This window comes from Pseudomonas sp. NY15374 (assembly GCF_048068255.1).
Classification (GTDB): domain Bacteria; phylum Pseudomonadota; class Gammaproteobacteria; order Pseudomonadales; family Pseudomonadaceae; genus Aquipseudomonas; species Aquipseudomonas machongensis.
On record NZ_JBLUPZ010000002.1, the window covers coordinates 283731 to 308130 of the forward strand.

The 24400-nt window shown below is 63.0% G+C and carries 24 protein-coding genes; 9 read left to right on the forward strand and 15 right to left on the reverse strand.

The window, feature by feature from the left end; genetic code table 11:
- Positions 1 to 7: 7 nt before the first annotated feature.
- From flgJ to flgB, 10 genes are all read right to left on the reverse strand, one after another.
- Positions 8 to 1201, reverse strand: coding sequence for a flagellar assembly peptidoglycan hydrolase FlgJ (gene flgJ, locus ACNFHO_RS05580; protein WP_416765568.1), 1194 nt, complete (start codon positions 1199 to 1201; stop codon positions 8 to 10).
- Between the two features lie 11 nt (positions 1202 to 1212).
- Positions 1213 to 2322 (reverse strand): flagellar basal body P-ring protein FlgI, encoded by a 1110-nt coding sequence (locus ACNFHO_RS05585; RefSeq protein ID WP_054891996.1) that lies wholly within the window; start codon positions 2320 to 2322, stop codon positions 1213 to 1215.
- A 12-nt stretch (positions 2323 to 2334) separates the two neighbouring features.
- Positions 2335 to 3030 carry a flagellar basal body L-ring protein FlgH gene (gene flgH / locus ACNFHO_RS05590; protein ID WP_054891899.1) on the reverse strand — a complete coding sequence of 232 codons (696 nt, stop codon included), beginning with the start codon at positions 3028 to 3030 and terminating at the stop codon, positions 2335 to 2337.
- A 60-nt stretch (positions 3031 to 3090) separates the two neighbouring features.
- The gene (gene flgG, locus ACNFHO_RS05595; RefSeq protein WP_063545695.1) at positions 3091 to 3876 is read right to left on the reverse strand and encodes a flagellar basal-body rod protein FlgG; all 786 of its coding nucleotides are present in this window, start codon (positions 3874 to 3876) and stop codon (positions 3091 to 3093) included.
- Positions 3877 to 3924: 48 nt separating this feature from the next.
- Positions 3925 to 4665: a flagellar basal body rod protein FlgF gene (locus tag ACNFHO_RS05600; RefSeq protein WP_054891901.1), complete on the reverse strand. Its 741-nt coding sequence runs from the start codon at positions 4663 to 4665 to the stop codon at positions 3925 to 3927.
- A 209-nt stretch (positions 4666 to 4874) separates the two neighbouring features.
- Positions 4875 to 5057 carry a hypothetical protein gene (locus ACNFHO_RS05605; RefSeq protein WP_125929308.1) on the reverse strand — a complete coding sequence of 61 codons (183 nt, stop codon included), beginning with the start codon at positions 5055 to 5057 and terminating at the stop codon, positions 4875 to 4877.
- A gap of 72 nt (positions 5058 to 5129) precedes the next feature.
- Positions 5130 to 6488: a flagellar hook protein FlgE gene (flgE, locus tag ACNFHO_RS05610; RefSeq protein ID WP_063545696.1), complete on the reverse strand. Its 1359-nt coding sequence runs from the start codon at positions 6486 to 6488 to the stop codon at positions 5130 to 5132.
- A gap of 30 nt (positions 6489 to 6518) precedes the next feature.
- Positions 6519 to 7205 (reverse strand): flagellar hook assembly protein FlgD, encoded by a 687-nt coding sequence (flgD, locus tag ACNFHO_RS05615; protein ID WP_063545697.1) that lies wholly within the window; start codon positions 7203 to 7205, stop codon positions 6519 to 6521.
- Positions 7206 to 7221: 16 nt separating this feature from the next.
- Positions 7222 to 7665: a flagellar basal body rod protein FlgC gene (flgC, locus tag ACNFHO_RS05620; RefSeq protein ID WP_054891905.1), complete on the reverse strand. Its 444-nt coding sequence runs from the start codon at positions 7663 to 7665 to the stop codon at positions 7222 to 7224.
- 2 nt (positions 7666 to 7667) lie between these two features.
- Positions 7668 to 8075 (reverse strand): flagellar basal body rod protein FlgB, encoded by a 408-nt coding sequence (gene flgB / locus ACNFHO_RS05625; RefSeq protein ID WP_054891906.1) that lies wholly within the window; start codon positions 8073 to 8075, stop codon positions 7668 to 7670.
- 341 nt (positions 8076 to 8416) lie between these two features.
- Between flgB and ACNFHO_RS05630 the strand changes: the two genes are divergently transcribed.
- Positions 8417 to 11026 (forward strand): autotransporter outer membrane beta-barrel domain-containing protein, encoded by a 2610-nt coding sequence (locus ACNFHO_RS05630; protein ID WP_416765574.1) that lies wholly within the window; start codon positions 8417 to 8419, stop codon positions 11024 to 11026.
- A gap of 115 nt (positions 11027 to 11141) precedes the next feature.
- On the opposite strand, the gene cheR is transcribed toward ACNFHO_RS05630, so the two are convergent.
- Positions 11142 to 11969, reverse strand: a complete 828-nt coding sequence (gene cheR / locus ACNFHO_RS05635) for a protein-glutamate O-methyltransferase CheR (protein ID WP_054891907.1) — start codon at positions 11967 to 11969, stop codon at positions 11142 to 11144.
- Positions 11970 to 12018: 49 nt separating this feature from the next.
- Positions 12019 to 12948: a chemotaxis protein CheV gene (locus ACNFHO_RS05640; RefSeq protein WP_054891908.1), complete on the reverse strand. Its 930-nt coding sequence runs from the start codon at positions 12946 to 12948 to the stop codon at positions 12019 to 12021.
- 67 nt (positions 12949 to 13015) lie between these two features.
- On the opposite strand from ACNFHO_RS05640, the gene flgA reads away from it, so the two are divergent.
- The 4 genes from flgA to ACNFHO_RS05660 all read left to right on the forward strand — a co-directional run bounded on the left by flgA (position 13016) and on the right by ACNFHO_RS05660 (position 15621).
- Positions 13016 to 13768, forward strand: coding sequence for a flagellar basal body P-ring formation chaperone FlgA (gene flgA, locus ACNFHO_RS05645; RefSeq protein ID WP_063545700.1), 753 nt, complete (start codon positions 13016 to 13018; stop codon positions 13766 to 13768).
- Between the two features lie 199 nt (positions 13769 to 13967).
- Positions 13968 to 14282, forward strand: a complete 315-nt coding sequence (gene flgM / locus ACNFHO_RS05650; RefSeq protein WP_054891910.1) for a flagellar biosynthesis anti-sigma factor FlgM — start codon at positions 13968 to 13970, stop codon at positions 14280 to 14282.
- 46 nt (positions 14283 to 14328) lie between these two features.
- Positions 14329 to 14796, forward strand: coding sequence for a flagella synthesis protein FlgN (locus ACNFHO_RS05655; RefSeq protein WP_054891911.1), 468 nt, complete (start codon positions 14329 to 14331; stop codon positions 14794 to 14796).
- 81 nt (positions 14797 to 14877) lie between these two features.
- The gene (locus ACNFHO_RS05660) at positions 14878 to 15621 is read left to right on the forward strand and encodes a flagellar brake protein (protein WP_063545701.1); all 744 of its coding nucleotides are present in this window, start codon (positions 14878 to 14880) and stop codon (positions 15619 to 15621) included.
- Positions 15622 to 15709: 88 nt separating this feature from the next.
- On the opposite strand, the gene ACNFHO_RS05665 is transcribed toward ACNFHO_RS05660, so the two are convergent.
- The 3 genes from ACNFHO_RS05665 to bkdR form a co-directional block, all read right to left on the reverse strand.
- Positions 15710 to 17050, reverse strand: coding sequence for an MFS transporter (locus tag ACNFHO_RS05665; protein ID WP_063545702.1), 1341 nt, complete (start codon positions 17048 to 17050; stop codon positions 15710 to 15712).
- A 126-nt stretch (positions 17051 to 17176) separates the two neighbouring features.
- Positions 17177 to 18418 carry a glutamine synthetase family protein gene (locus ACNFHO_RS05670; protein WP_416765878.1) on the reverse strand — a complete coding sequence of 414 codons (1242 nt, stop codon included), beginning with the start codon at positions 18416 to 18418 and terminating at the stop codon, positions 17177 to 17179.
- 225 nt (positions 18419 to 18643) lie between these two features.
- On the reverse strand, positions 18644 to 19129 hold the full coding sequence (bkdR, locus tag ACNFHO_RS05675; RefSeq protein ID WP_054891915.1) for a Bkd operon transcriptional regulator BkdR: 486 nt from the start codon (positions 19127 to 19129) through the stop codon (positions 18644 to 18646).
- Between the two features lie 197 nt (positions 19130 to 19326).
- On the opposite strand from bkdR, the gene ACNFHO_RS05680 reads away from it, so the two are divergent.
- From ACNFHO_RS05680 to lpdA, 4 genes are read left to right on the forward strand one after another with little or no spacing between them, the layout of a single operon-like run.
- The gene (locus ACNFHO_RS05680) at positions 19327 to 20559 is read left to right on the forward strand and encodes a 3-methyl-2-oxobutanoate dehydrogenase (2-methylpropanoyl-transferring) subunit alpha (RefSeq protein WP_063545704.1); all 1233 of its coding nucleotides are present in this window, start codon (positions 19327 to 19329) and stop codon (positions 20557 to 20559) included.
- 1 nt (position 20560) lies between these two features.
- Positions 20561 to 21619, forward strand: a complete 1059-nt coding sequence (locus ACNFHO_RS05685) for an alpha-ketoacid dehydrogenase subunit beta (protein ID WP_054891917.1) — start codon at positions 20561 to 20563, stop codon at positions 21617 to 21619.
- Positions 21620 to 22894 (forward strand): dihydrolipoamide acetyltransferase family protein, encoded by a 1275-nt coding sequence (locus ACNFHO_RS05690; protein WP_416765579.1) that lies wholly within the window; start codon positions 21620 to 21622, stop codon positions 22892 to 22894.
- Positions 22895 to 22896: 2 nt separating this feature from the next.
- Positions 22897 to 24276, forward strand: a complete 1380-nt coding sequence (gene lpdA / locus ACNFHO_RS05695) for a dihydrolipoyl dehydrogenase (RefSeq protein WP_063545706.1) — start codon at positions 22897 to 22899, stop codon at positions 24274 to 24276.
- Positions 24277 to 24400 lie beyond the last annotated feature (124 nt).

Sequence of the window (24400 nt, forward strand, 5' to 3'; positions counted from 1 at the left end):
GCTGCCCTTAAAGTTGCGTGGTGGTCCCGAGCATTGCGTAGCTCGTGTCCGACTTCATCTGTCTTGCGATCTGCGAGATCTTGCTGGCGTAGTTCGGGTCGGTGGCATACCCGGCCTTCTGCAGCTCTCGCACAAACTGTTCTGGGTTATCGGCCGCCTTCACCGCATCTTGATAGCGCGCGTTGTTCTGCAGCAGGCTGACCAGGTCGTGGAAACTGTCCTGATAAGAGTCGTAGGAACGGAACGCGGCCGTCTCCTTGACGAACTGACCGTTGCGGAACTCGCTGGTGATCGCCCTCGCCTCGCCGCCCTGCCAATTGCCGGTGGCCTTGATGCCGAACAGGTTGTGGCTGCTGCTGCCATCGGTGTTGCGCATGACCGATTTGCCCCAGCCGGTTTCCAGGGCGGCCTGGGCCACCAGGTAACGCGGGTCGATACCGATGCGCTTGGCGGCCTGCTCGGCCATCGGCAGCATGGTGGCGACGAACTCGTCGCTGTCGGCGAAGGCTTTCTTCGGCGCCAGCGGCGGCTGGGCCACCGCGCGCCCGAGAATCTGCATGCCACGCCCTGGCGCGGCGAAGGCCTGGGCCGGCTCCCAGTCACCGGTGGCCACGCCACCGGGCGGGATGTCGCCACGGCCCGGCAACGCCGCGGTGTTGGTCGCCGCAGGATTGCCCGCCGACGGCACGATGCCGGCGAGCAGACGATCGGTGAGCTTGCCCGGCAGCGCCAGACGCCGCGCATTGAGCGCCGCAACGTCGTTGCGAGTGGACGTCGATTCGGCGGCGTGGGCAGGTGCGACCACTTTCGTGCCCCACAGCGCCGGCGCATTGCCGTCGATACGCGGGAACGGACTGGTGTTCGGGCGCACACCCTTGTTCTTCGACAGCTGACGCACCAGTACGTCCTGCAGGCCGATACCGCCGCCTTCACGGGACATGCTCACGGCCAACTGCTGGTCGTACATGTCGCGGTATTGCTTGACCGTCTCGGTATTCATCGGATCGTCGGCAGCCAGCACATCGCCGGCCTTGCGCGAGGCCTTGAGCATTTCGCCGATGAACAGCGACTCGAACTCCTGGGCCACCTTGCGGATGTTGGCATCGCTGTCACGGTCCCCGTGCTTGAGCGAGCTCAGACGGTTGAGGTCGGTGTAGGCGCCGCTGTCGGCGGAACTTGAAACCAGGCTCTTCGGATTCATCGCCAGCGTCCTCAGATCACGATCAGGTCGGCCTGCAAGGCGCCGGCCTGTTTCAGGGCTTCGAGGATCGCCATCAGGTCGCCCGGTGCCGCGCCGACCTGGTTCACCGCACGGACGATTTCATCCAGCGTGGTCCCCGGGCCGAACTTGAACATCGGCTTGGCTTCCTGTTGCGCATTGATCCGCGACCGTGGCACCACGGCGGTCTGGCCGTTGGAGAACGGCCCCGGCTGGCTGACGATCGGGTCTTCGGTGATGGTCACGGTCAGGCTGCCGTGGGTGACGGCGGCCGGCGATACCTTGACGTTCTGGCCGATGACGATGGTGCCGGTACGCGAGTTGATGATGACCTTGGCCACGGCCTGGCCCGGATCGATCTCCAGGTTCTCGAGAATCGACAGGTAGTCGACCCGCTGGCTCGGGTCCATGGGCGCGGTGACGCGCACCGAACCGCCGTCCAGCGCCTGGGCAACGCCCGGGCCGAGCAGTTCGTTGACCTTGTCGACGATGCGCTTGGCGGTGGTGAAATCAGGACGGTTGAGGTTCAGGGTCAGGCTGTTGCCCTGGTTGAAGCCGCTCGGCACCGCTCGCTCGACCGAAGCGCCGCCAGGGATGCGACCGGCCGACGGCACGTTGACGGTGATCTTCGAGCCATCGCGACCTTCGGCATCGAAACCACCGACCACCAGGTTGCCCTGGGCAATGGCGTAGACGTTGCCATCGATCCCTTTGAGCGGGGTCATCAGCAGGCTGCCGCCACGCAGGCTCTTGGAGTTGCCGATCGAGGACACGGTGATGTCGATCACCTGGCCAGGCTTGGCGAAGGCCGGCAGGTCGGCGTGCACCGACACTGCAGCGACGTTCTTCAACTGCACGTTGCCCGAACCTGGCGGCACCTTGATGCCGAACTGCGACAGCATGTTGTTGAAGGTCTGCAGGGTGAACGGGGTCTGGGTGGTCTGGTCACCGGTGCCGTTGAGCCCCACCACCAGGCCGTAGCCGATCAACTGGTTGGCGCGCACGCCGGAAATGCTGGCGATATCCTTCAGGCGCTCGGCGTGGGCGCCGAACGCGAAGGACAGGAGCAAGGTCGCGGCAATCAACTGCCTGGCGTTGAACATGGTCATCCGTACTCAGAAGGGCCAAAGCGGGCTCATGAAGAAGCGGTCCAGCCACCCGGGCTGGCTGGCATCGGCGAAGGAGCCGGTGCCCGAATAGGTGATGCGCGCGTCGGCCACACGCGTGGACGGCACGGTGTTGTCGGTGGCGATATCATCGGCGCGGATCAGACCGGCGATACGCACCAGCTCTTCCCCGGTATTGAGGGTCATCCACTTCTCGCCGCGCACGGCGATGATGCCGTTGGGCAGTACATCGGCCACCGTCACGGTGATCGAGCCGGTCAGGGTGTTGCCCTGGCTGGCCTGGCTGGCGCCCTTGGTGGCACGCTCGCCCTTGTACCCCGCGTTGAGCGACAGGTCGCCGCCGCCGAACGGGTTGTTGGTGTTGGGGGTGGTGCCAAACAGCGAGGTCAGGCCGATATTGGCGTTGCTGTCTTTCTGGATCTGGGAGCCGGCGTTCTTGCTCGCCGAGGTACGCTCGTTGAGGGTGATGGTGATGATGTCACCGACACGAAACGCCTTGCGATCGCCATACATGTTCTGCTCGAACCCGGCCTGGTAGATCGAACCGTTGTTGGCCGCCGACGGCAAAGGTGTCCGCGGCAGTACAGGCGCGTAGTACGGGTCGTTGGGCTTTGCCGTCGGCGCAACGCAACCGGCCAGCAACACAGCCCCTCCCAGGGCGACGACGGACAACAGACGATTCATGACGCTTACCTCACGGTGTAACAGGCGCTGCAACAGCGGCCGGGTAGCTAGAGCCAGGACTTACAGTTGCTGGGTGACGAACGACAACATCTGGTCGGCGGTGGAGATGACCTTGGAGTTCATCTCGTAGGCGCGCTGGGTGGTGATCATGTTCACCAGCTCTTCGACGGTGCTGACGTTGGAGTTTTCCAGGGTCTGCTGCAGGGTGGTGCCGAAACCGTTCAGGCCCGGGGTACCGACCTGCGGCGCACCGCTGGCAGCGGTCTCGAAGAACAGGTTGTTGCCAATCGCCTGCAGGCCGGCCGGGTTGATGAAGTCCGCGGTCTGGATGTTGCCGATGATCTGCGCGGCCGGGTTGCCGGTGGTGGTGATCGACACGGTGCCGTCCTGGCCGACGGTGAAGGTCTGCGCCTCCGGCGGCACGACGATGGCAGGCTCCAGGGCGAAACCGTTGGCAGTCACGACCTGGCCATCGGAGTTCAGGTGGAAGGTGCCGTCACGGGTGTAGGAGACAGTGCCATCGGGCTGCAGGACCTGGAAGAAACCACGACCATTGACCGCGAGATCCAGCGGGTTTTCGGTGGTCTGCAGGCTGCCGGTCTGGAAGTTCTTCTGGGTGCCGACGATGCGAACACCGGTACCGACCTGCAGGCCCGACGGCAGCTCGCTGTCCTGGGTCGACTGGGCACCAGGCTGGCGCTTGGTCTGGTACAACAGGTCCTGGAACTCGGCACGGTCACGCTTGAAACCGGTGGTCGAGACGTTGGCCAGGTTGTTGGAGATGACCGTCAGGTTGGTGTCCTGTGCGGACAGGCCGGTTTTAGCGACCCAGAGAGCCGGAAGCATTTAGTGTTCTCCTCGTGCGCCTGTTTTACGGCACCCGTTCAAAAGTGATTAGCTGATTTGCAAAACCCGAGCCATGGCTTCGTCGCCCTGCTCGGCTGTTTTCATCATCTTGACGTGCAGTTCGAACTGGCGAGAAAGGGCCAGCACCGAAGTCATCTCTTCGACGGCATTGACGTTGCTGCCTTCGAGGAAGCCCGACACCACGCGGACATTGACGTCCGCATCGGCCGGCTGGCCGCTGTTGGTGTGGATCAGGCCGTCGAGGCCTTTGCTGATGCTCTTGATGTCGGGGTTGACCAGCTTGATCCGATCGACCTCGGCCATGACGCGCGGGTCTTCGCCCATGGCGCGGATGCTGATGGTGCCATCGTCACCGACCTCGACCTTCTGCTCGGGCGGAATGGCGATCGGGCCACCGTTGCCGATCACCGGCATGCCATTGCCGGCGCGCAACACGCCGAGGGCGTCAATGTTCAGGCTGCCGGTGCGCACGTAGGCTTCGCTGCCATCCGGGGCCTGCACGGCGATGAAGCCATTGCCACTGACCGCCACGTCCAGCTCGCGACCGGTCTCGATCATCGGGCCTGCGGTAAAGTCGGTGGCAGGCCGCTCGCTCATGGCGAAGGCACGCGCCGGAAAGCTGTCGCCGAACACCGGCATCGAGCGCGCCTGCTCCAGGTCACGCTGAAAACCGGTGGTGGAAACGTTCGCCAGGTTGTTGGCGTGGGCCTTCTGTGCCACCGCATTCTGGGCGGCACCGGTCATGGCCACGTAAAGCATCTTGTCCACAGTCATCCTCCGCTGCACTGGCGATCGATTGCCGCTCACCGTTGCTGTGCAGGCTGTAAAGCAAGTTCCGAACCAACTTTCTTCAAGGCAAGAAAAAGCCCGTGAATACGGGCCTTTAGCGGTTTTCGTCGAGGGTGCAACGTCGGTTATCCGGCGCTGCTTTGCCGCTGGCGGCAAGGGGGTGCCAAAGTTCAGCAATAGCAGTGTTGCTAGTCGCGACACCCGCCATTGCTGTATGGCCCGGCAAAGCGCTTCCAGCCCTCCCCCGGCGACCACTGCGAACACACCAGTCGCCCATCCACCTGACTTTCCCAACGCCACCACGGCGCGGTTCCGGCCTGAGCCTGGAGCAGACACAGCGCCGCAAGCAGCGCGACAGCCAGCTTTTTCATGATCCCTCCTGCAAAAACGACGAACCCCTTCACGGGAAAGGGGTTCGTCCAGACACGCTCAGCCAGCGACCATCAGGTCATCTGGATGATGGTCTGCATGATGGTGCTTTCGGTGGAGATGGTCTTGGCGTTGGCCTGGTAGTTGCTCTGCGCCTTGATCAGCTCGACCAGCTCCTGGGTCAGGTTGACGTTGGACGCCTCCAGGGAGTTGGACTCGACCGAACCGAGGGTGCCGGTCTTCGGCGCATCGATGCCCGGAATACCCGAGGAGAAGGTTTCCTTCCAACGAGTACCGCCAATCTGCTGCAGGCCCTGGTCGTTGGCGAAGCTGGCAATCGCAACCTGGCCGATGGCGCGGGACTGCTGGTTGCTGAAGCTTGCGAACATCACCCCGGTGGAGTCGATCGACAGGCTCGACAGGATGCCGGTGGCATAGCCGTCCTGGTTCTGCGACATGCGCGCGGTCTCGGTGTTGTACGAGGTGGTGCTGTTCATGGCCAGGCGCATGCCGTCGGCATTGCCATCCGAACCGTTGGCCGCCCAGTTGCCTGCGGCATCCTTCGCGGCCGGGATCCAGCCCTTGAGACTGAAGGTGTTGTTGGTCACGCTCCAGTTGGCCGCCGGCACCGTGGTGTTGTCGGTGGTCATGGCCTTGATGCTGCCGTCGGAGTTGAAGGTCATGGTGCCGGTCAGCGGCGTGGTGCTGCCCGGGTTGAGCGGGTTGCGACCATCGACCAGGGTGTACATGGTCCACTCGTTGGTGCCGGTCTTGCGGTAGAACTGCTCCATGGTGTGCTCGTTACCTTGGCTGTCGTACACCTTGGTCGGGAAGGACTTGGTGTAGGTCGACTGGTCGGCCGGGTCGAACGGCTTGTTCGGCACCATCACCGGCGGGGTCGCGCCGTTGGACACTTCCAGCGGGATGGTGTCGGCGGAGGAGTTCAGGTTGATGCCCTGGTCGATCAAGGTGGTGGCCTTGGGGGCCAGCGCCGAGGTATCGATCTTCAGGTTGGTGAGGATGCCCTTCTGGATCTTGCCGGTGCTGTCGGCGGCATAACCTTGCAGGTTCAAGCCATCGGAGGTGACCACGTTGTTGTCCTTGTCGGTGCGGAAGGCACCGGCACGGGTGTAGGTCAGCGAGCCGTTGTCGGAGAGAACGAAGTAGCCCTGCCCCTGGATACCCATGTCCAGCACGTTGCCGGTGTTGTTCACGTCACCCTGGGTGAACTGCTGCGACACCGCTGCCAGGCGCACACCGTTACCGACCTGGTTCTGGCCCACGCCCAGGCGGTTGGCACCGGCGTAGACGTCGGCGAACTCGGCACGGGACGACTTGAAACCTGTGGTGTTGACGTTGGCGATGTTGTTGCCGGTAACGTCGAGCTGCTTGTTGGCTGCGTAGAGACCGCTAAGGCCGATATTGAAAGACATGCTTTGCTCCTTCTGCCGAACAGGCCGGCCTTAGATTCCGATGGTTTGTACTTTGGAGATGCCGACCTTGCCGATACCTGCCAGGTTGAGCATCATCTCGCCGCCAGTGCCGCCCACGGTGACACTGGTGACGGTGGCTGGCAGCAGCGTGTACATCTCCTGAGCCTTGCCATCGACGGTGGTCGTCGCGGTAAAGGTGTAGTTGCCCGCCGCGACCTTCTCGCCCTTGTCGTTGGTGCCATCCCAGATGAAGTCGGCAGTGCCTTTCTTCTGTTCGCCCAACTGGATGGTCTTGACGACATTGCCATCCTTGTCCTTGATCGTGACCTTGCCGCTCTCGATGTTCTGCGGCACCACGACCTGACCATTGAAGCTCTTGGTCGGATCGACCAACGCCTTGTCGTTCTGCACGATCACCGAGCGACCGACCAGCGACGACGCCTGCAGCGCCTGGGACGAACCCAGCGAACCGGTAATGGCATTGACCGACTCGTTGAGGGTCTGGATACCCTCCAGGCTGCTGAACTGCGCCAGCTGGGCAACGAACTCACCGTTGTCCTGCGGGTCGAGCGGGTTCTGGTGCTGCATCTGGGTGACCAGCAACTGCAGGAAGGCATCCTTGCCGAGCGCGTTCTTGTCGGTCGGCTCGCTGGTTGGCTTCTTGGTGCCGTTGCTAACACCAGAATTGGCGAGCACATCATTGATATTGACTGCCATGCGTTGCGCTCCTCAATCACTGACCCAGGGTCAGCACCTTCTGCATCATGGTCTTGGCGGTGTTCATCAGTTCGGCGTTGGTCTGGAACGCACGGCTGGCGGAGATCATGTCAGCCATTTCCTCGACCACATTGACGTTCGGGTAGTAGACGTAGCCGTCCTTGTTCGCCGCCGGGTGATTGGGCTCGTAGCGGGCTTCCAGATTGCTCTGGTCCTCGATGATCCCCTTGACCTGCACACCCTGGCCGGCCTGGCCCTGGTCGTCGAACAGCGACTGGCCGGCACCGTTCTGGGCCTGCTCGAAGGTGGTGGCGAACACGGGGTGGCGCGCGCGGTAGGTCTGATCGATGCTCGAGGAGACGGTCTCGGCGTTGGCGATGTTCGAGGCGACGGTGTTAAGGCGCGTGTTCTGCGCGCTCATGCCGCTACCGGCGATGTTGAAGACACTGGCAAGGGACATGGTCACTCTCCACGCAGGGCCGATACCAGCCCTTTGAATTTACTGTTGAGCAAGGTGAAGCTGGCCTGGAAGTCGATCGCGTTCTGCGCATAGTTCGACTGTTCGATCTGGGCATCGACGGTGTTCTGATCGATCGACGGCTGCATCGGCGTGCGGTACTTGAGGCTGTCGTCGGCCATGGCCAGGCCTTCGGCCTCGATGTGATGGCCGTTGGTGCGGGTCAGCGAGATACGCCCGTTGCTTTGTTTGTCTGCCTCGGCGGCAAGCACCGAGGAGAAATCCATGTCACGCGACTTGTAGTTGGGCGTGTCGGCGTTGGCGATGTTGTTGGCCAGCACCTCGGCGCGCTGGGCGCGGAAGCCCAGTGCCTTTTCATGGATGCCGAGGGCCTTGTCGAAGCTGATGCTCATGTCGGGGAACCTTCGAAGGTTGACCAGCGTTGCGTTGGCCAAGCTATAGCAAGGCCTGTGCCAACAGGCGCAACCCCAGTAATACCGGGCATCGGCTGTATCAGTGAGCAGCGGCAATGCCAGAAAAGCGGCAAAGTGCTTCCGCTTGGTGGCGGGTGAGCGGCAATTGCAGAGCGGCAAAAGCGGCAATCCAAAAAATTGACGTCAACAGACCAGTGTTATTTTGCCATCACTGCGAGTAGCATTCGCGACCGCGCAGAAATGTGGCATGAGGCCACTAGTTACGGTTTCAGGCACAGCATGGATGCGCACTGTCCCCATTGCCTTCCAAGGAAGAAACCGTGTCCCCGCTGACCTATCGCAAGACCCTGCTGGCCCTGGCAATTGCCGCCTGCGCCCTGCCTGCCCACGGCCAGACCGTCCAGCTTACCGATGCCGGCTTCACCTCAAGCCACCAGAGCTACGCGAACGGGCTCGAGTTCGGCGGCAGCTTCACCAATATTTCCCGCAGTGCGATCGTGCTTGACGACGCCACCGTACAGGGCGGCTTGACCTTCAACAGCCCGGTCAACGACAACGACCGCACCACCGTGGACATGGTCAATCGCAGCGATGCCCTCACCCTGCGCAACAGCCAGGTGACCGGCGACCTGGTGAACCAGGCCTTCGTCAGGAGCACCAGCCTCGATGGCAATGCGCTGAAAATCAGCAATACCACGCTCGATGGCAACCTGATCAACCAGGGCACGCTCCAGGCCGGCACCGGCATCGGCATCATCAACCGACGAGAGGCCTACGGCATCAACCTGGCAAGCGCCACCGGTCAATCGACGCTGATCAAGGGCGACGTGGTCAATGCCCAGAATGCCAAGGTTCGCGCCTATGGCTACAACGCGATCACTCTCAACCTCGCCGGTGCCACCGTGCAGGGCAAGATCATCAACCGCGGCGCCATCGAAAGCAGCGGCCCCAATGCCATCAGCGTCAACGCCACTTCGCGCGGCGGCGCCACCGGCATGCCAACCCGCCTGGACAGCATCGAAAACCACGGCAATATCGTCGCCAGCGACACCAATAGCCAGGCCATCGCGCTCGACGGTGCAACCCTGACCACCAGCCTCGGGCGACACATCGACAACCGTGGCTCGATCTACGCCCTGAGCGGCACCGGCATTCGCATCGGCGATGTCGCGTTCGACGCCCCCGGCCAGCAACCCTGGTACCGTGACCACGGCGACCTGAACATCTTCAACAGCGGCATCATCATGGCCCAGGTGGCCATCGACGCCAGCCACAGCAATCGGCCGGTCGAACTCATCCTGCGCGAGGGCAGCCAGATCACCGGCATGCTGGACGGGCTGAGCAACATCGAGGTCGAAGGTGACAGCGAGTTCCAGGCCCACTACCTGCCCCACAGCACCCCGGACATCCGCCTCAAGCCCGATGGCTGGATCGAAGTCGGCAACCTGAGCGACGACACCCGTGCAACCTTGTCACTGACCGCGGCCCGCACCGTGATCGACGGCAACCTGTCGATCGCCGGCAACTCCGCGCTGGGCCTGGAGCTGTCCAGCGAAACCGACCCGAGCGTGGCGGTACTCAAGGTCAGCGGCACCAGCAAGTTCGAACAAGGCTCGCGCATCGCCCTGCACGCCGACGAAGAGGACTTCCAGCCGTCCGGATCGCGCTACCTGCTGGTCGAGGCCGGCCAGGTACAGCTGGTGGACATCGCCGGCCACGACATTGACCCCAACGGCATCCAGGTCACCAGCACCTCGGCACTGCTGCGCGTGCAGAGCAGCGCGGTGGAAGACAACAAGATCTACGCGCAAGTCACGACCAAGCCGGTTGACGAGATCACCGAAATCGTCAAGGAAGGCGGCGGCAACGGCAATGCCCAGGGCGCGATCGGTAACGCCATCAACAACGGCCTCCTGGCTCAACTGCCCAAAGGCGACCCACTGCTGGCCTACGCCGCCACCGCCGACCAGGCCCAGGTCGCGAGACTGGCCCGCCAGCTGACCCCGGAAGTCAACGGCGGCGCCCGCCAGGCGGCCACCGGAAGCCAGCGCATGATCGGCAACGCCATCAGCAGCCGTGCCAGCAGCCTGCGTGGCGCCTCTTCGGGCGAAGGCTTCAGCCAGGCCGGCGTGTGGATTCAATCGCTGTACAGCGACGCCACCCAGAACAACCGTGACGGCGTGGCCGGTTACAACGCCTACAGTCGCGGCATTGCCGTCGGTGCCGATGGCAAGCTCAACGACCAGCTCACCCTGGGCCTGGCGTACAGCTTCCTGGGCACCGACGTCAACGGCAGCAGTGGCAACAAGACCTCGGTAGAGAGTCATGCCTTCACCCTGTACAGCGCCTACACCCTGGGCAACTACTTCGTCGACGCCAGCCTGACCTACGGCCTGGGCGACAACGAAGGCAAGCGCGAGATCGCTGATACCCGAGCCAAGGCCGATTACGACAGCAACCAGCTGGCCGTGAACCTGGTCGGTGGTTACACCTGGCACATCAACCCGCAACTGCTGGTCGAGCCACGCGTGGCCGCGCGCTACAGCCGTGTCGATATCGATGGCTACCGCGAGAAAGGCTCGTCCGCCGCGCTCAAGGTCGAAGATGAACGCTACGAAGCGCTCGAACTCGGCGCAGGTGTACGGGTAGCGGGCAGCTATGCCATTGGCGTCGGGACCCTGGAGCCGCAGTTGAAGCTGATGGGCTACCACGACTTCGCCGCCGACCAGACCAACAGCACCTCGACCTTCCTGCTTGGCAACACGCCATTCGTGACCCGCGGCGCGAGTGCCGTGCGCAACAGCTACGAGGCGGGCATTGGAGCAGACTACAAGCTGGGTGCGGTGACCCTTGGGGTCAATTACGACTACGTGGGCAAGTCGGGCTTCAATGCCGACGTGTTCTCGGCGAAGGTGCGGTACGACTTCTGATCGCAACCTCCAACGATCCTGACCTTGCCGCCTGAAGACAAAAGCAGAGGCAAGGTCTTGTGTTCGCAGTCCCGAAAACGAAAAGGCCGGTATCTCTCGATACCGGCCTTTTCATTCACTTGGCCTGATAGATGATCCCCGGACTGCACTGAACCATCTGGTAATGATCCGGCAAGCCATTGAGCGCCTCCGAAGCCCCCAGGAACAGATACCCCCCTGGCTTGAGCGTCGCGTGGATACGCATGAGGATGTCTTTCTTCACCTGCGCGGAGAAGTAGATCAACACATTGCGGCAGAACACGATGTCGAACTTGCCCAGCGCCGCATAGCTGTCGAGCAGGTTGAAGGAGCGGAACTCCACCCGACTGCGAATCGCCGGCTTCACCGCCCAGCGCCCCGGCCCTTTCGGGTCGAAGTAGCGCTGCAGGCGCTCCTGCGACAAGCCACGGGCAATCGCCAGGCTATCGTACTCACCGGTCTTGCAGTTATTGAGCATGGCGCCGGATAGATCAGTGGCGACGATCTGCGCCCCCATCTTCAACTGGCCCAGGTTGCTGCGCTCGAACTCATCGATGGCCATCGAGATCGAATACGGCTCCTGCCCCGACGAGCAGGCCGCCGACCACATGCGCAGGCGCTGACCGGGGTTGCTGCGGATGAACTCGGGAATCACCTTGTTCTTCAGCACTTCGAACGGATAGGTGTCGCGAAACCACAGGGTCTCGTTGGTGGTCATGGCGTCGACCACCTGCTCGCGCAGGCCGCTGCGGGGCTGGGTCTGGATGCGCTGCACCAGCTCACCCAAGCTCTTGATGCCCTGTTGCTCCATCAGCTTGTTGAGACGGCTGGACACCAGATACTGCTTATTTTCGCCCAGCAGGATGCCACAGGCTTTCTCCAGGAATACCCGGAACTGTTCGAAATCCAAATTACCCGTAGACAATGCTGCCGCCTCTTTTCAATCACTTGCGCCGGGGCTCGCCCCGGCCGTTTCAATGCGTTGCCTTGATTCGATCGACTACGCGCTGGGCCAGGTCGTCCGGCTTGAACTTTGCCAGGAAGTCGTCAGCGCCAACCTTCTTGACCATCGCCTGGTTGAACACGCCCGATAGCGAAGTATGCAGGACGATGTGCAATTTTTGCATGCGCGGATCGTTACGAATCTCGGCGGTGAGGGTATAGCCGTCCATTTCCGGCATTTCAATGTCGGAGATCATCATCAGGAACTCGTCTTCCGGCCGCTTGCCCTCATCCACCAGCTTGCGCAGGTAGTCCAGCGCCTGGCGGCCGTCGTTGAGCGCCACCACCTCCACGCCCACGGTCTGCAGGCAACGGCTGACCTGCTTGCGCGCCACCGACGAATCATCGACGGTCAGCACCCGCAGCAACACGGCCTTGTCCTGCACCTCGGCATCGACCACGCCGGCGGAGACCGACTCCGAGGACGGCGCCACTTCCGCAAGCACCTTCTCGACATCGACGATCTCGACCATGCGGTTGTCTACCCGAGTGACCGCCGTCAGGTAGTGATCACGCCCGGTACCCTTGGGTGGCGGGTGGATCTCTTCCCAGTTCATGTTGACGATGCGCTCGACCGAGTGCACCAGGAAACCCTGGGTCTTGGTGTTGTACTCGGTAATGATCACGAAACTGTTACGGGTCTCTTCTTTCAGGCCCGGCAGCCCCGTCGCCATCGACAGGTCGAGGATGGGGATGGTCGCCCCACGAATGTTCGCCACACCGCGCACCACCGGATGGGACTTGGGCAACAGTGTCAGCTCCGGGCACTGCAGCACTTCCCGGACCTTGAACACGTTGATGCCGTAGAGTTGATCGCCATTGAGACGGAACAACAGCAGCTCGAGGCGATTCTGTCCAACCAGTTGCGTGCGCTGGTTGACCGAATCCATAACGCCAGCCATGCCAGACTCCTTCTATTTTTCTGCTCGCTTGCCAACAAGTCGGCACGGGCTTTGCTTTTTTGAGCGTATGTATACGAAAACGACATTTTTCCGACGACTGACGCGCCTGCTGGCCATCCCCCTGGCCATTGCATGCCTGCTCGCATCCGGCGCCCGCACGCTGGCGGATTCGTTTACCTTGCCTGAACAGCTTATCGGTGTCACCCAAGGGTTTCTTGAATTCACCGTCGAAGACTACATGACGCGCACCCAGACCGTGGGGCGTTATGACATCCAGGTCAACAATCTTGACCCACGCCTGCGCATGCCGGTGTGCAGCCAGCAACTGGACGCCTCGCTGGAAAGCCCGGCACAGCCGCTTGGGCGAGTGACGGTGCGGGTACGTTGCGACGGTACTTCGCCCTGGACAGTGTTCGTGCCGGCACAGGTCAAGCTGTTTCGCGACGTGGTGGTCATGACCCGCCCGCTCAAGCGCGAAAGCGTGATCGGTGAAGGTGACGTAGCCCTGCGCGAGCGTGACGTCAGCACCCTGGGCCAGGGCTTTCTGAGCGAACTCGACCAGGCCGTGGGCATGAAACTGCTGCGCCCGACCGTCCTTGACCAGGTCCTGACGCTGCAGCAACTGGAACAGGCGGATGTGATTCGCAAGGGCGACCACGTGGTGATCACCGCCCGCAGTGGCGGCCTGAGCGTACGCATGCCAGGCGAAGCCTTGAGCAAAGGCGGCCTGACCGAACAGATCCGCGTGCGTAATCTCAACTCCCAGCGCGTGGTCAAGGCCACGGTTGTCGGGCCGGGCCAGGTCGAAGTGGCGATGTAGAAAGAAGCCGCCGGCGGATCCTCGCCGACGAAATAATGCAGGGCCCCGGGACTGGCGGCGATGAACCGCTTTTCCTAAACTGTGTCAGAAATCGGGATACGCGGGTTTGCTGACGGACGGCAGAACATTTGTGCCTAAAGTTTGTTTCGAGTTAGCCGAAACAAAGGCAAGCGTCCTATTTACCCAGAGGTTTCTGATCATGGTCATCGACTTCAGTCGTTTGAATAACTCTCCGTCCATAACGGGCGGCGTTCGCGGCAATGCCGCATCGGGCAACACCGAAAAAACCGGTGCTGCCAGCGATGCAGGCAAGCCTGCCAGCGTCAGCGGAGAAGCGGTACACCTCAGTCAAGAGGCCCAGCAGTTGCAGAAGATCAGCGACAAGCTGCGCGATCAACCCGCAGTCGACAGCGCCCGTGTGGCCCAGTTGAAGCAGGCGATCGCAGACGGCAGCTACCAGGTCGATGCCGGCCGGGTCGCCAGCAAACTGCTTGATTTCGAAGCGCAGCGCTAACCTTACGGTGCGCTGACTTCCAGGACGCCAGAGCCAAGAGCCAGCCATGCACGACACCACACTGCTGCAACTGATCGAAGACGACATCGCGCCGACCCAGGAACTGCTCGACCTGCTCCAGAAGGAAACGGTCGCCCTGCACGGTCGGGACATGCAGGTGCTGGAGACCATCCTCGCCCGCAAGCAATCGCTGATCGTCTTGCTCGAGCAGCAGGGCATGCGGCGCAATCACCTGCTCAACGGGCTCGGCCTCAGCGCCGACCGGGCAGGTGTGCAGGCCGTCGCTGCACAATCGCCCAACGGCGAGATCATCCTGCAGCAACTCGATGTGCTGACCCAGTTGATGGACACCTGCCAGAAGGTCAACGAGACCAACGGCCGGGTCATCCAGGTGCAACAGCACGCCACGGCCAACCAGATCAGAATCCTCAACGGCGGCGACTCTCCGTCGCTGTACGACAGCCGTGGCACCACCTCCCCCATGGACAAGCCCCGGGCGATCAGCCAGGTGTGATTATTCCTATTCAAGGCACGGAACATACTGGCAAAATGCCGTTACTTGCGTGTGTCGTTTTTGCCTGGAGATTGATTACCCGTGTTCAATGAGTCCGATGCTCCTCAGCCACCAAAAGTGCTGACCACTCCTCTGGAGATTTCGGCGAACCTGCGCCAGCTGATGGACAGCCATGATCCACTGATCATCAGCTTCCATGAGCGCAGCCAGCGCTTCCAGAGTTACGTGGTACAGGTGGACCGGGACGCCAACGTTCTGGCACTGGACGAAATGATCCCGCGTGATGGTGAGAAATTCATCGAGAACGGCGAACCCTTCCGTGTCGAAGGTTTCCACGATGGCGTACGCATTGCCTGGGAGTGCAACACTCCGCTGACCATCGGCGAAGTCGATGGCCACCGCTGCTACCGCGGCCCGCTCCCCACCGAAATGACCTACCACCAGCGCCGCAATGCCTTCCGCGCAGCGCTGAAACTGTCGCAACTGGTCGACATCATCCTCGACGGCACCCACCTCAAGGGCAACGGCGCGCTGCGCGGCAAGCTGCTCGACGTGTCCGCCACCGGCTGCAAGCTGCGCTTCGACGGCAATGTCGAAGACCGCCTGCAACTCGGCCAGGTGTACGAGCGCTTCAAGGCAGCCAACCCCTTGGGCCTGACCGACGTCATGGTGGAATTGCGCCACCTGCACTTCGAAGAGCGGATCAACACCACCTTCGCCGGCGTGCGCTTCCACAACCTGAATGGGCAAAGCCAGCGCAAGATCGAGAGCTTCGTGTATCAGTTGCAGCGCGAAGCAAGGCGGTTCGACAAGGACGACTACTGATCGTCTGGCTCAAATGAAAAACGCCACCGATCGGTGGCGTTTTCGTTCTGGTCCGTGGGGCTCCGCGACAGGGCCGGCACAGCCTGCGTCAAACCGACTTGTCTGCCTCGGCCTGCGGCGCCTTGGCAGCTGTGTCCTTCTCTTCCTCGGCCTCGGTATCCTCCGCCGCCACCGGCGCCTGCATCACGTCCTGCACGGTCTGCTCGTCGACCCGCGGGTCGAGCGCAGCCGACAGAGGCGAACCTGCCGCCGGCATAGCCACGTGGCCCAGCGGTGCATCCTGCACCTGGTGCAGCCCGGTGACCGCCTTCGGCCGAATACGCCACACCAGCACCAGGGCAAAGAAGGTGAAGAAGGCATAGAGCATCTGTGCGCCCAACGCCTTCATCAGAACGCCCGCCACCAGCGGACCGATGCTCGCACCCACGCCATAGGTGACCAGCAGCATCGCCGTCAGCGATACCCGTCGCTCGCTTTCCACGTGGTCATTGGAGAACGCCACGGCCAATGGGTAGAGGCAGAATTGCAGCAACGAAACGATGAAGCCTGCCGCGAACAGCAACTCCAGCGGCACACTGGGCAACAGCGCCAGCGGCAGCGAAACCACCGCCAGGCCGATCGATACACTGCGGATCAGCACTGCCCGATCGTAACGATCCGACAGCCAGCCCAGAGGCCATTGCACGAGAAGCCCGGCAAAAATACAGCAACCCATGAACAGACCGACCTGCTCGGTGCTCAGCCCCTGGCGCGCCGCATACAGAGGGGCCAGACCATAGAAGGAACCGACGATCAGGCCCGCGCCAAGCACAGTACTCAACGACTGCGGTACCCGCTTGATGAAGAACTTCGGCTCCATCGGCGCCGGCCGCAGCGGCGCCGGGTGAATGCGCCGGGTCATCGCCACCGGCACCAGGCACAGGGCGAAGCACATGGCGACCAGCATCAGCAGCTCAGGCCCCAGTGCCGGATGCACCACCAGGATCAACTGACCCAGTACCAACCCGAGGTAGGACGCGATCATGTAGCCGCTGAATACCGCACCGCGCTGCTTGGCGTCGGCCTGTTCGTTGAGCCAGCTCTCGATGACCATGTACTGGCACATCATGCCCAGGCCCACGATCATTCGCAGGCCGATCCAGGCGGGCACGAAGTTGGTCATCCCATGTCCGAGCACCGCCGCGCCGACGATGCCGGCACAGGTGGCATACGCACGAATGTGCCCGACCCGGGCGATCAATCGGTGACCGACCTTGCCGCCCACTGCCAGGCCGAAATAGTTGGCCGCCATCAGCGCACCGACCCACAGACTGTCGACATGGTCGGCAGCCAGGCGCAACGCCAGGTAGGTACTCAACAGGCCTGAGCCGATCAGCATCATCAGGGCGGCGAAGTACAACGAGCGAAATGACTTCCAGATCTGGCGCATGCGTCCCCGCGGGCTCCTTGGGCAGGTGTGGTGCTGCTGGCAAGCATAAGGGCAATTTCCCGGACGCGGGCCCCTGGCAATGAAAAAAAGCCAGGAGCGGCGCGCCGGGCAAAGCTTCTGTCGCGATCAGGCCTGCGCGGCCAGCACCCTACGCTCCCACGGCGTGATCTCATCGAAGAAATCCGTCAATTCCAGGGTCTTGGTGGCGACGTAGCCTTCGATGAACTCCTCGCCAAACAGTTCCCGCGCCAACGTGCTGCGACGCAGGCGCTCGATCCCCGCGTGCAGCGTGCACGGCAGGCTCAGGTGCTCGGGCACCACGAACTCGCCCTGGATCGCCGGCGTGGGCTGCAGCTTGCGCTCGATACCCTGCAGCCCGGCCGCCAGACTTGCCGCGATCGCCAGGTAAGGGTTGGTGTCGGCGCCAGGCAGGCGGTTTTCCACACGTCGCGCCACCGGCGAACTGGCCGGGATGCGCAGGCCGGCAGCGCGATTATCCTCTGACCAGCAAGCATTGTTCGGCGATGCGTACGGGTGGCACAGACGCTGGTAGGAGTTGACGTTGGGCGCGAACAGGGCGGTGAAGTCGGCCATGCACGCCTGCAAGCCGCCGATGAAGTGATGGAAGGTGTCGGTTGCCCTGCCCTGTTCGTCACTGAACACGTTACGGCCGGTGCCGATCTCCACCAGGCTCTGGTGGATGTGCATCGAACTGCCAGGGGTATGCGCCAGCGGCTTGGCCATGCAGACCACGGTCAAACCGTGCTTGAGCGCAACCTCCTTGAGCAGGTGCTTGAACAGGAAGGTCTGGTCGGCCAGCAACAGCGGATCACCGTGCAACAGGTTGATCTCGAACTGACTGACGCCCATCTCGTGCATGAAGGTGTCACGTGGCAGGCCCAGTGCTGCCATGCACCGGTAGACCTCACTGAAGAACGGGCGCAGGCCATTGTTGGAGCTGACGCTGAAGGCCGAATGGCCCAGCTCGCGACGCCCGTCCCTGCCCAGCGGTGGCTGGAACGGCTGGCCCGGATCGCTGTTCGGGGCGAACACGAAGAACTCCAGTTCGGTGGCCACCACCGGCGCAAGCCCCAGCGCCGCATAACGGGCGATCACCGCCTTGAGCAGGCCACGGGTCGAAAGCCCCGAGGGCGTACCATCGAGCTCGACCGCATCGCAGATGGCCAGTGCCCGAGGGCTGTCGCTCCAAGGCAGGACATGGGTTTGCCCAGGGTCGGCGACCAGCGCCAGGTCGCCATCATCGCTGCCGTAGAACCTCGCCGGCGGGTAGCCGCCCATGATGCATTGCAGCAGCACGCCACGCGCCATCTGCAGGCGCCGACCTTCGAGGAAGCCCTCGGCGGTCATCACCTTGCCGCGCGGGACGCCATTGAGGTCGGGGGTGACGCATTCGATTTCGTCGATGCCGGTCAGGCGCTCGGTCGTCATGACGCTGGTCCTTGTTGTTGTAGGCATGCCGCGAACGGCGACAGCCACAACATAGGCCGGGGGTGTTTAAAATATCAAGCACCCTGTAGAGCGGTGGCGACGCTATCGCTGCGACTTGCCCCGCGACAGGGCCTGCACTGACTACTACTCGCGCAAGGTCATGCCATTGGCCGGCAACGGCAACGCCGTCTTGTAGCGCACCTGCTTGAGCGCAAAGCTGGAGCGGATGTTGGCCACCCCCGGCAGCCGCGTCAGGTAATCGAGAAACCGCTCCAGCGCCTGGATGCTCGGCAACAGCACACGCAGCAGGTAATCCGGATCGCCTGTCATCAGGTAGCACTCCATCACCTCGGGTCGCTCGGCGATCTCCTCCTCGAAGCGATGCAATGACTGCTCCACCTGCTTCTCCAGGCTGACATGAATGAACACGTTGACATCCAGGCCCAGCACTTCGGGCGACAGCAAGGTCACTTGCTGGCGGATGACCCCCAGTTCCTCCATCGCCTTGACCCGGTTGAAACAGGGAGTCGGCGAGAGGTTCACCGAGCGCGCAAGCTCTGCGTTGGTGATTCGGGCGTTCTCCTGGAGGCTGTTGAGAATGCCGATATCTGTGCGATCGAGTTTACGCATGAGGAAAATTCACCTGATTCTTGTGTTTATTCAGAATGTTTATCTGCGCCACGCGATAAAGGCAATGAACTTGAGAGAAAAATTCTTCGGCCCAGCCTCTAAGATGTAAATGACGCTGACCTACCAGTCACAAGCCGGTAGGCAGCGGCGGCCGCTTCAGAGCTCACAAAAACAACATTCGAGCGAGCGTAAAAAGCATGAACGAGTACGCCCCCCTGCGTTTGCATGTGCCCGAGCCCACAGGCCGGCCAGGCTGCCAGACCGATTTCTCCTACCTGCGTCTGAACGATGCCGGTCAAGTCCGTAAACCACCTATCGACGTAGAGCCCGCCGACACTGCGGACCTCTCCTACAGCCTTGTGCGTGTGCTCGACGAGCACGGCAATGCTGTCGGCCCCTGGGCCGAAGGCATCGACCCGCAGGTGCTGCGTCAGGGCATGCGCGCCATGCTCAAGACGCGCATCTTCGACAGCCGCATGGTGGTCGCCCAGCGCCAGAAGAAGATGTCCTTCTACATGCAGAGCCTGGGCGAGGAAGCCATTGGCAGCGGTCAGGCATTGGCCCTGAACCGCACCGACATGTGCTTCCCCACCTATCGCCAGCAGAGCATCCTGATGGCCCGCGACGTGTCGCTGGTGGAAATGATCTGCCAGCTGCTGTCCAACACCCGCGACCCGCTCAAGGGCCGCCAATTGCCGATCATGTACTCGGTGCGCGAGGCGGGCTTCTTCACCATCAGTGGCAACCTGGCGACCCAGTTCGTGCAGGCGGTCGGCTGGGCCATGGCGTCGGCGATCAAGGGTGACACCAAGATCGCCTCGGCCTGGATCGGTGACGGCGCCACAGCCGAATCCGACTTCCACACCGCCCTGACCTTCGCCCACGTCTACCGCGCCCCGGTGATCCTCAACGTGGTCAACAACCAGTGGGCGATCTCCACCTTCCAGGCCATCGCCGGTGGCGAGTCGACCACCTTCGCCGGCCGCGGCGTGGGCTGCGGCATCGCCTCGCTGCGGGTCGACGGCAACGACTTCATCGCCGTGTACGCCGCCTCGCGCTGGGCCGCCGAACGTGCCCGCCGTGGCCTGGGCCCGACGCTGATCGAATGGGTCACCTACCGCGCCGGCCCGCACTCCACCTCGGATGATCCATCCAAATACCGCCCTGCCGACGACTGGAGCCACTTCCCGCTGGGCGATCCGATCCTGCGCCTCAAGCAGCACCTGATCAAGGCCGGCCACTGGTCCGAAGAAGAGCACCAGGCCGTCAGTGCCGAGCTCGAAGCCGAGGTGATCAAGGCACAGAAGGACGCCGAACAGTTCGGCACCCTCGCCAATGGCCATATCCCCAGCGCCGCCTCGATGTTCGAGGACGTGTACAAGGAAATGCCCGATCACCTGCGCCGGCAACGCCAGGAACTGGGGGTTTGAAATGAACGATCACAACAACAGCATCAACCCGGAAACCGCCATGGCCACCACTACCATGACCATGATCCAGGCCCTGCGCTCAGCCATGGATGTCATGCTCGAGCGCGACGACGACGTGGTGGTCTACGGCCAGGACGTCGGCTATTTCGGCGGCGTGTTCCGCTGCACCGAAGGCCTGCAGACCAAGTACGGCAAGTCGCGGGTATTCGATGCACCGATCTCCGAGAGCGGCATCGTCGGCACCGCCGTGGGCATGGGCGCCTATGGCCTGCGCCCGGTGGTGGAAATCCAGTTCGCCGACTACTTCTACCCCGCCTCCGACCAGATCGTCTCGGAGATGGCTCGCCTGCGCTATCGTTCGGCCGGCGAATTCATCTCGCCGCTGACCCTGCGCATGCCCTGCGGCGGCGGCATCTACGGCGGCCAGACCCACAGCCAGAGCCCCGAAGCGATGTTCACCCAGGTCTGCGGCCTGCGTACGGTGATGCCATCCAACCCCTATGACGCCAAGGGCCTGCTGATCGCCTCGATCGAGTGCGACGACCCGGTGATCTTCCTCGAGCCCAAGCGCTTGTACAACGGCCCGTTCGACGGGCACCACGACCGCCCGGTAACCCCCTGGTCGAAGCACCCGCACAGTGCCGTGCCGGACGGCTACTACAAGGTGCCGCTGGACAAGGCGGCGATCACCCGCCCCGGCAACGATGTCACCGTGCTGACCTACGGCACCACGGTCTACGTGGCCCAAGTGGCCGCCGAGGAGAGCGGCGTCGACGCCGAAGTCATCGACCTGCGCAGCCTCTGGCCGCTGGACCTGGAAACCATCGTCGCCTCGGTGAAGAAGACCGGGCGTTGCGTGGTGGTCCACGAAGCCACCCGTACCTGCGGGTTTGGCGCCGAGCTGGTTTCGCTGGTCCAGGAGCATTGCTTCCATCACCTCGAAGCGCCGATCGAGCGCGTCACCGGCTGGGACACCCCCTACCCCCACGCACAGGAATGGGCCTACTTCCCTGGTCCTTCGCGGGTAGGTGCGGCATTGAAACGGGTCATGGAGGTCTGAATGGGCACGCACGTCATCAAGATGCCGGATATCGGTGAAGGCATCGCGCAGGTCGAGCTAGTGGAATGGTTCGTCAAGGTCGGCGATGTGATCGCAGAAGACCAGGTGGTGGCCGATGTCATGACCGACAAGGCCACGGTAGAAATTCCTTCGCCGGTCAGCGGCAAGGTCTTGGCCCTGGGTGGCCAGCCCGGTGAGGTCATGGCGGTCGGCAGCGAGCTGATCCGTATCGAAGTCGAAGGCAGCGGCAACCACATCGACGCACCGCAGGCCAAGCCGGCCGAGGCGCACGCCGCGCCAGCGCCAGTGCCAGCCCAGACGAAGGTCGAGCCGCAGCCCGAAAACCGTCCGCAACCAGCGACGAGCCACGCCGCCGCGCCGATCGTTCCGCGCGAGGCGCATGAGAAACCGTTGGCTTCACCTGCCGTGCGCAAGCGCGCCCTGGATGCCGGCATCGAGCTGCGTTACGTGCACGGCAGCGGCCCGGCCGGGCGCATCCTGCACGAAGACCTCGACGCCTTCATCAGCAAGCCGCAGACCGCCCTCGGCCAGGCGCCAGCTGGCTACGGCAAGCGCACCGACAGCGAGCAGGTGCCGGTGATCGGCCTGCGCCGCAAGATCGCCCAGCGCATGCAGGATGCCAAGCGCCGCGTCGCGCACTTCAGCTATGTCGAGGAAATCGACGTCACCCAGCTCGAAGCCCTGCGCCAGCAGCTCAACGCCAAGCATGGCGAAAGCCGTGGCAAGCTCACGCTGCTGCCCTTCCTGGTGCGCGCCATGGTCGTCGCCCTGCGCGATTTCCCGCAGATCAACGCCACCTACGACGACGAGGCCCAGATCATCACCCGCCACGGCGCCGTACACGTGGGTATCGCCACCCAAGGTGACAACGGCCTCATGGTGCCAGTACTGCGTCACGCCGAAGCCGGCAGCCTGTGGAGCAACGCCAGCGAGATCGCCCGCGTCGCCAATGCCGCGCGCAACAACAAGGCCAGTCGGGAAGAGCTGTCCGGCTCGACCATCACCCTGACCAGCCTCGGTGCCCTGGGCGGTATCGTCAGCACGCCGGTGGTCAACACTCCCGAAGTGGCGATCGTCGGCGTCAACCGCATGGTCGAGCGCCCCGTGGTGATCGATGGCCAGATCGTGGTGCGCAAGATGATGAACCTGTCCAGCTCGTTCGACCATCGCGTGGTCGACGGGATGGACGCCGCCCTGTTCATCCAGGCCGTGCGCGGCCTGCTGGAACAGCCCGCCTGCCTGTTCGTGGAGTGAGCATGCAACAGATCCTCGATACCACCCTGCTGATTATCGGCGGGGGACCCGGCGGCTACGTGGCCGCCATCCGCGCCGGGCAACTGGGCATTCCCACCGTGCTGGTCGAAGGGCAGGCACTGGGCGGCACTTGCCTGAACATCGGCTGCATTCCGTCCAAGGCGCTGATCCACGTGGCCGAGCAGTTCCACCAGACCAGCCGGTATGCTGACAGCTCGGCACTGGGCATCAGCGTCTCGGCACCGCAGCTGGACATTGCGCGCAGCGTCGAATGGAAGGACGGCATCGTCGACCGCCTCACCAGCGGTGTGGCGGCCTTGCTGAAGAAACATGGGGTGAAGGTGCTCCATGGCTGGGCGAAGATCCTCGACGGCAAGAACGTCGAGGTCGACGGCCAGCGCATCCAGTGCGAACACCTGTTGCTGGCGACCGGCTCGAGTAGTGTCGAGCTGCCGATGCTGCCGCTGGGCGGGCCGGTGATTTCCTCTACCGAGGCCCTGGCACCGAAAAGCCTGCCGCAGCACCTGGTGGTGGTCGGCGGCGGCTATATCGGCCTGGAGCTGGGCATCGCCTACCGCAAGCTCGGTGCTCGTGTGAGCGTGGTAGAAGCGCGTGATCGCATCCTGCCCACCTACGACGCCGAGCTGACCGCACCGGTGGCTGAGTCGCTGAAAAAACTTGGCATCGCACTGCACTTGGGACACAGCGTCGAAGGCTATGAACATGGCTGTCTGTCGGCACGCGACGGTGCAGGCCAACAGCTGCGCCTGGAAGCCGATCAGGTACTGGTCGCCGTTGGCCGTCGACCACGCACTCAGGGCTTTGGCCTGGAGAGCCTGGCGCTGAAGATGAACGGTACGGCGATCGCCATCGACGAGCGCTGCCAGACCAGCATGCGCAACGTCTGGGCGATCGGCGACGTGGCCGGCGAACCGATGCTCGCACACCGAGCGATGGCCCAGGGCGAGATGGTCGCCGAACTTATCGCCGGCAAGACCCGCCGCTTCGAGCCCACCGCGATTGCTGCGGTGTGCTTCACCGACCCGGAAGTGGTGGTGGCTGGCAAGACGCCTGAGCAGGCCAGCGCCGAAGGCCTGGACTGCATCGTTGCGCAGTTCCCCTTCGCGGCCAACGGGCGAGCCATGAGCCTTGAGTCGAAAAGCGGGTTCGTGCGCGTGGTTGCACGTCGCGACAACCATCTGATCCTCGGTTGGCAAGCCGTCGGGGTGGCGGTTTCCGAACTGTCCACAGCCTTCGCCCAATCGTTGGAAATGGGCGCGCGGCTGGAAGACGTGGCCGGCACCATCCATGCCCACCCGACCTTGGGCGAGGCCGTGCAGGAAGCGGCATTGCGAGCTTTGGGGCATGCCTTGCATATCTGATCAGCACTGAAGCGGCGTTGGCCGTTTTGACCCGCAGCGCCTTGGGGTGCTGCGGGTCTTTTTTTGCAACAGCGGCTGTTGCCGATACCGGCAATGCGCTTCCTTCGATGGGCAATCCGCTGCC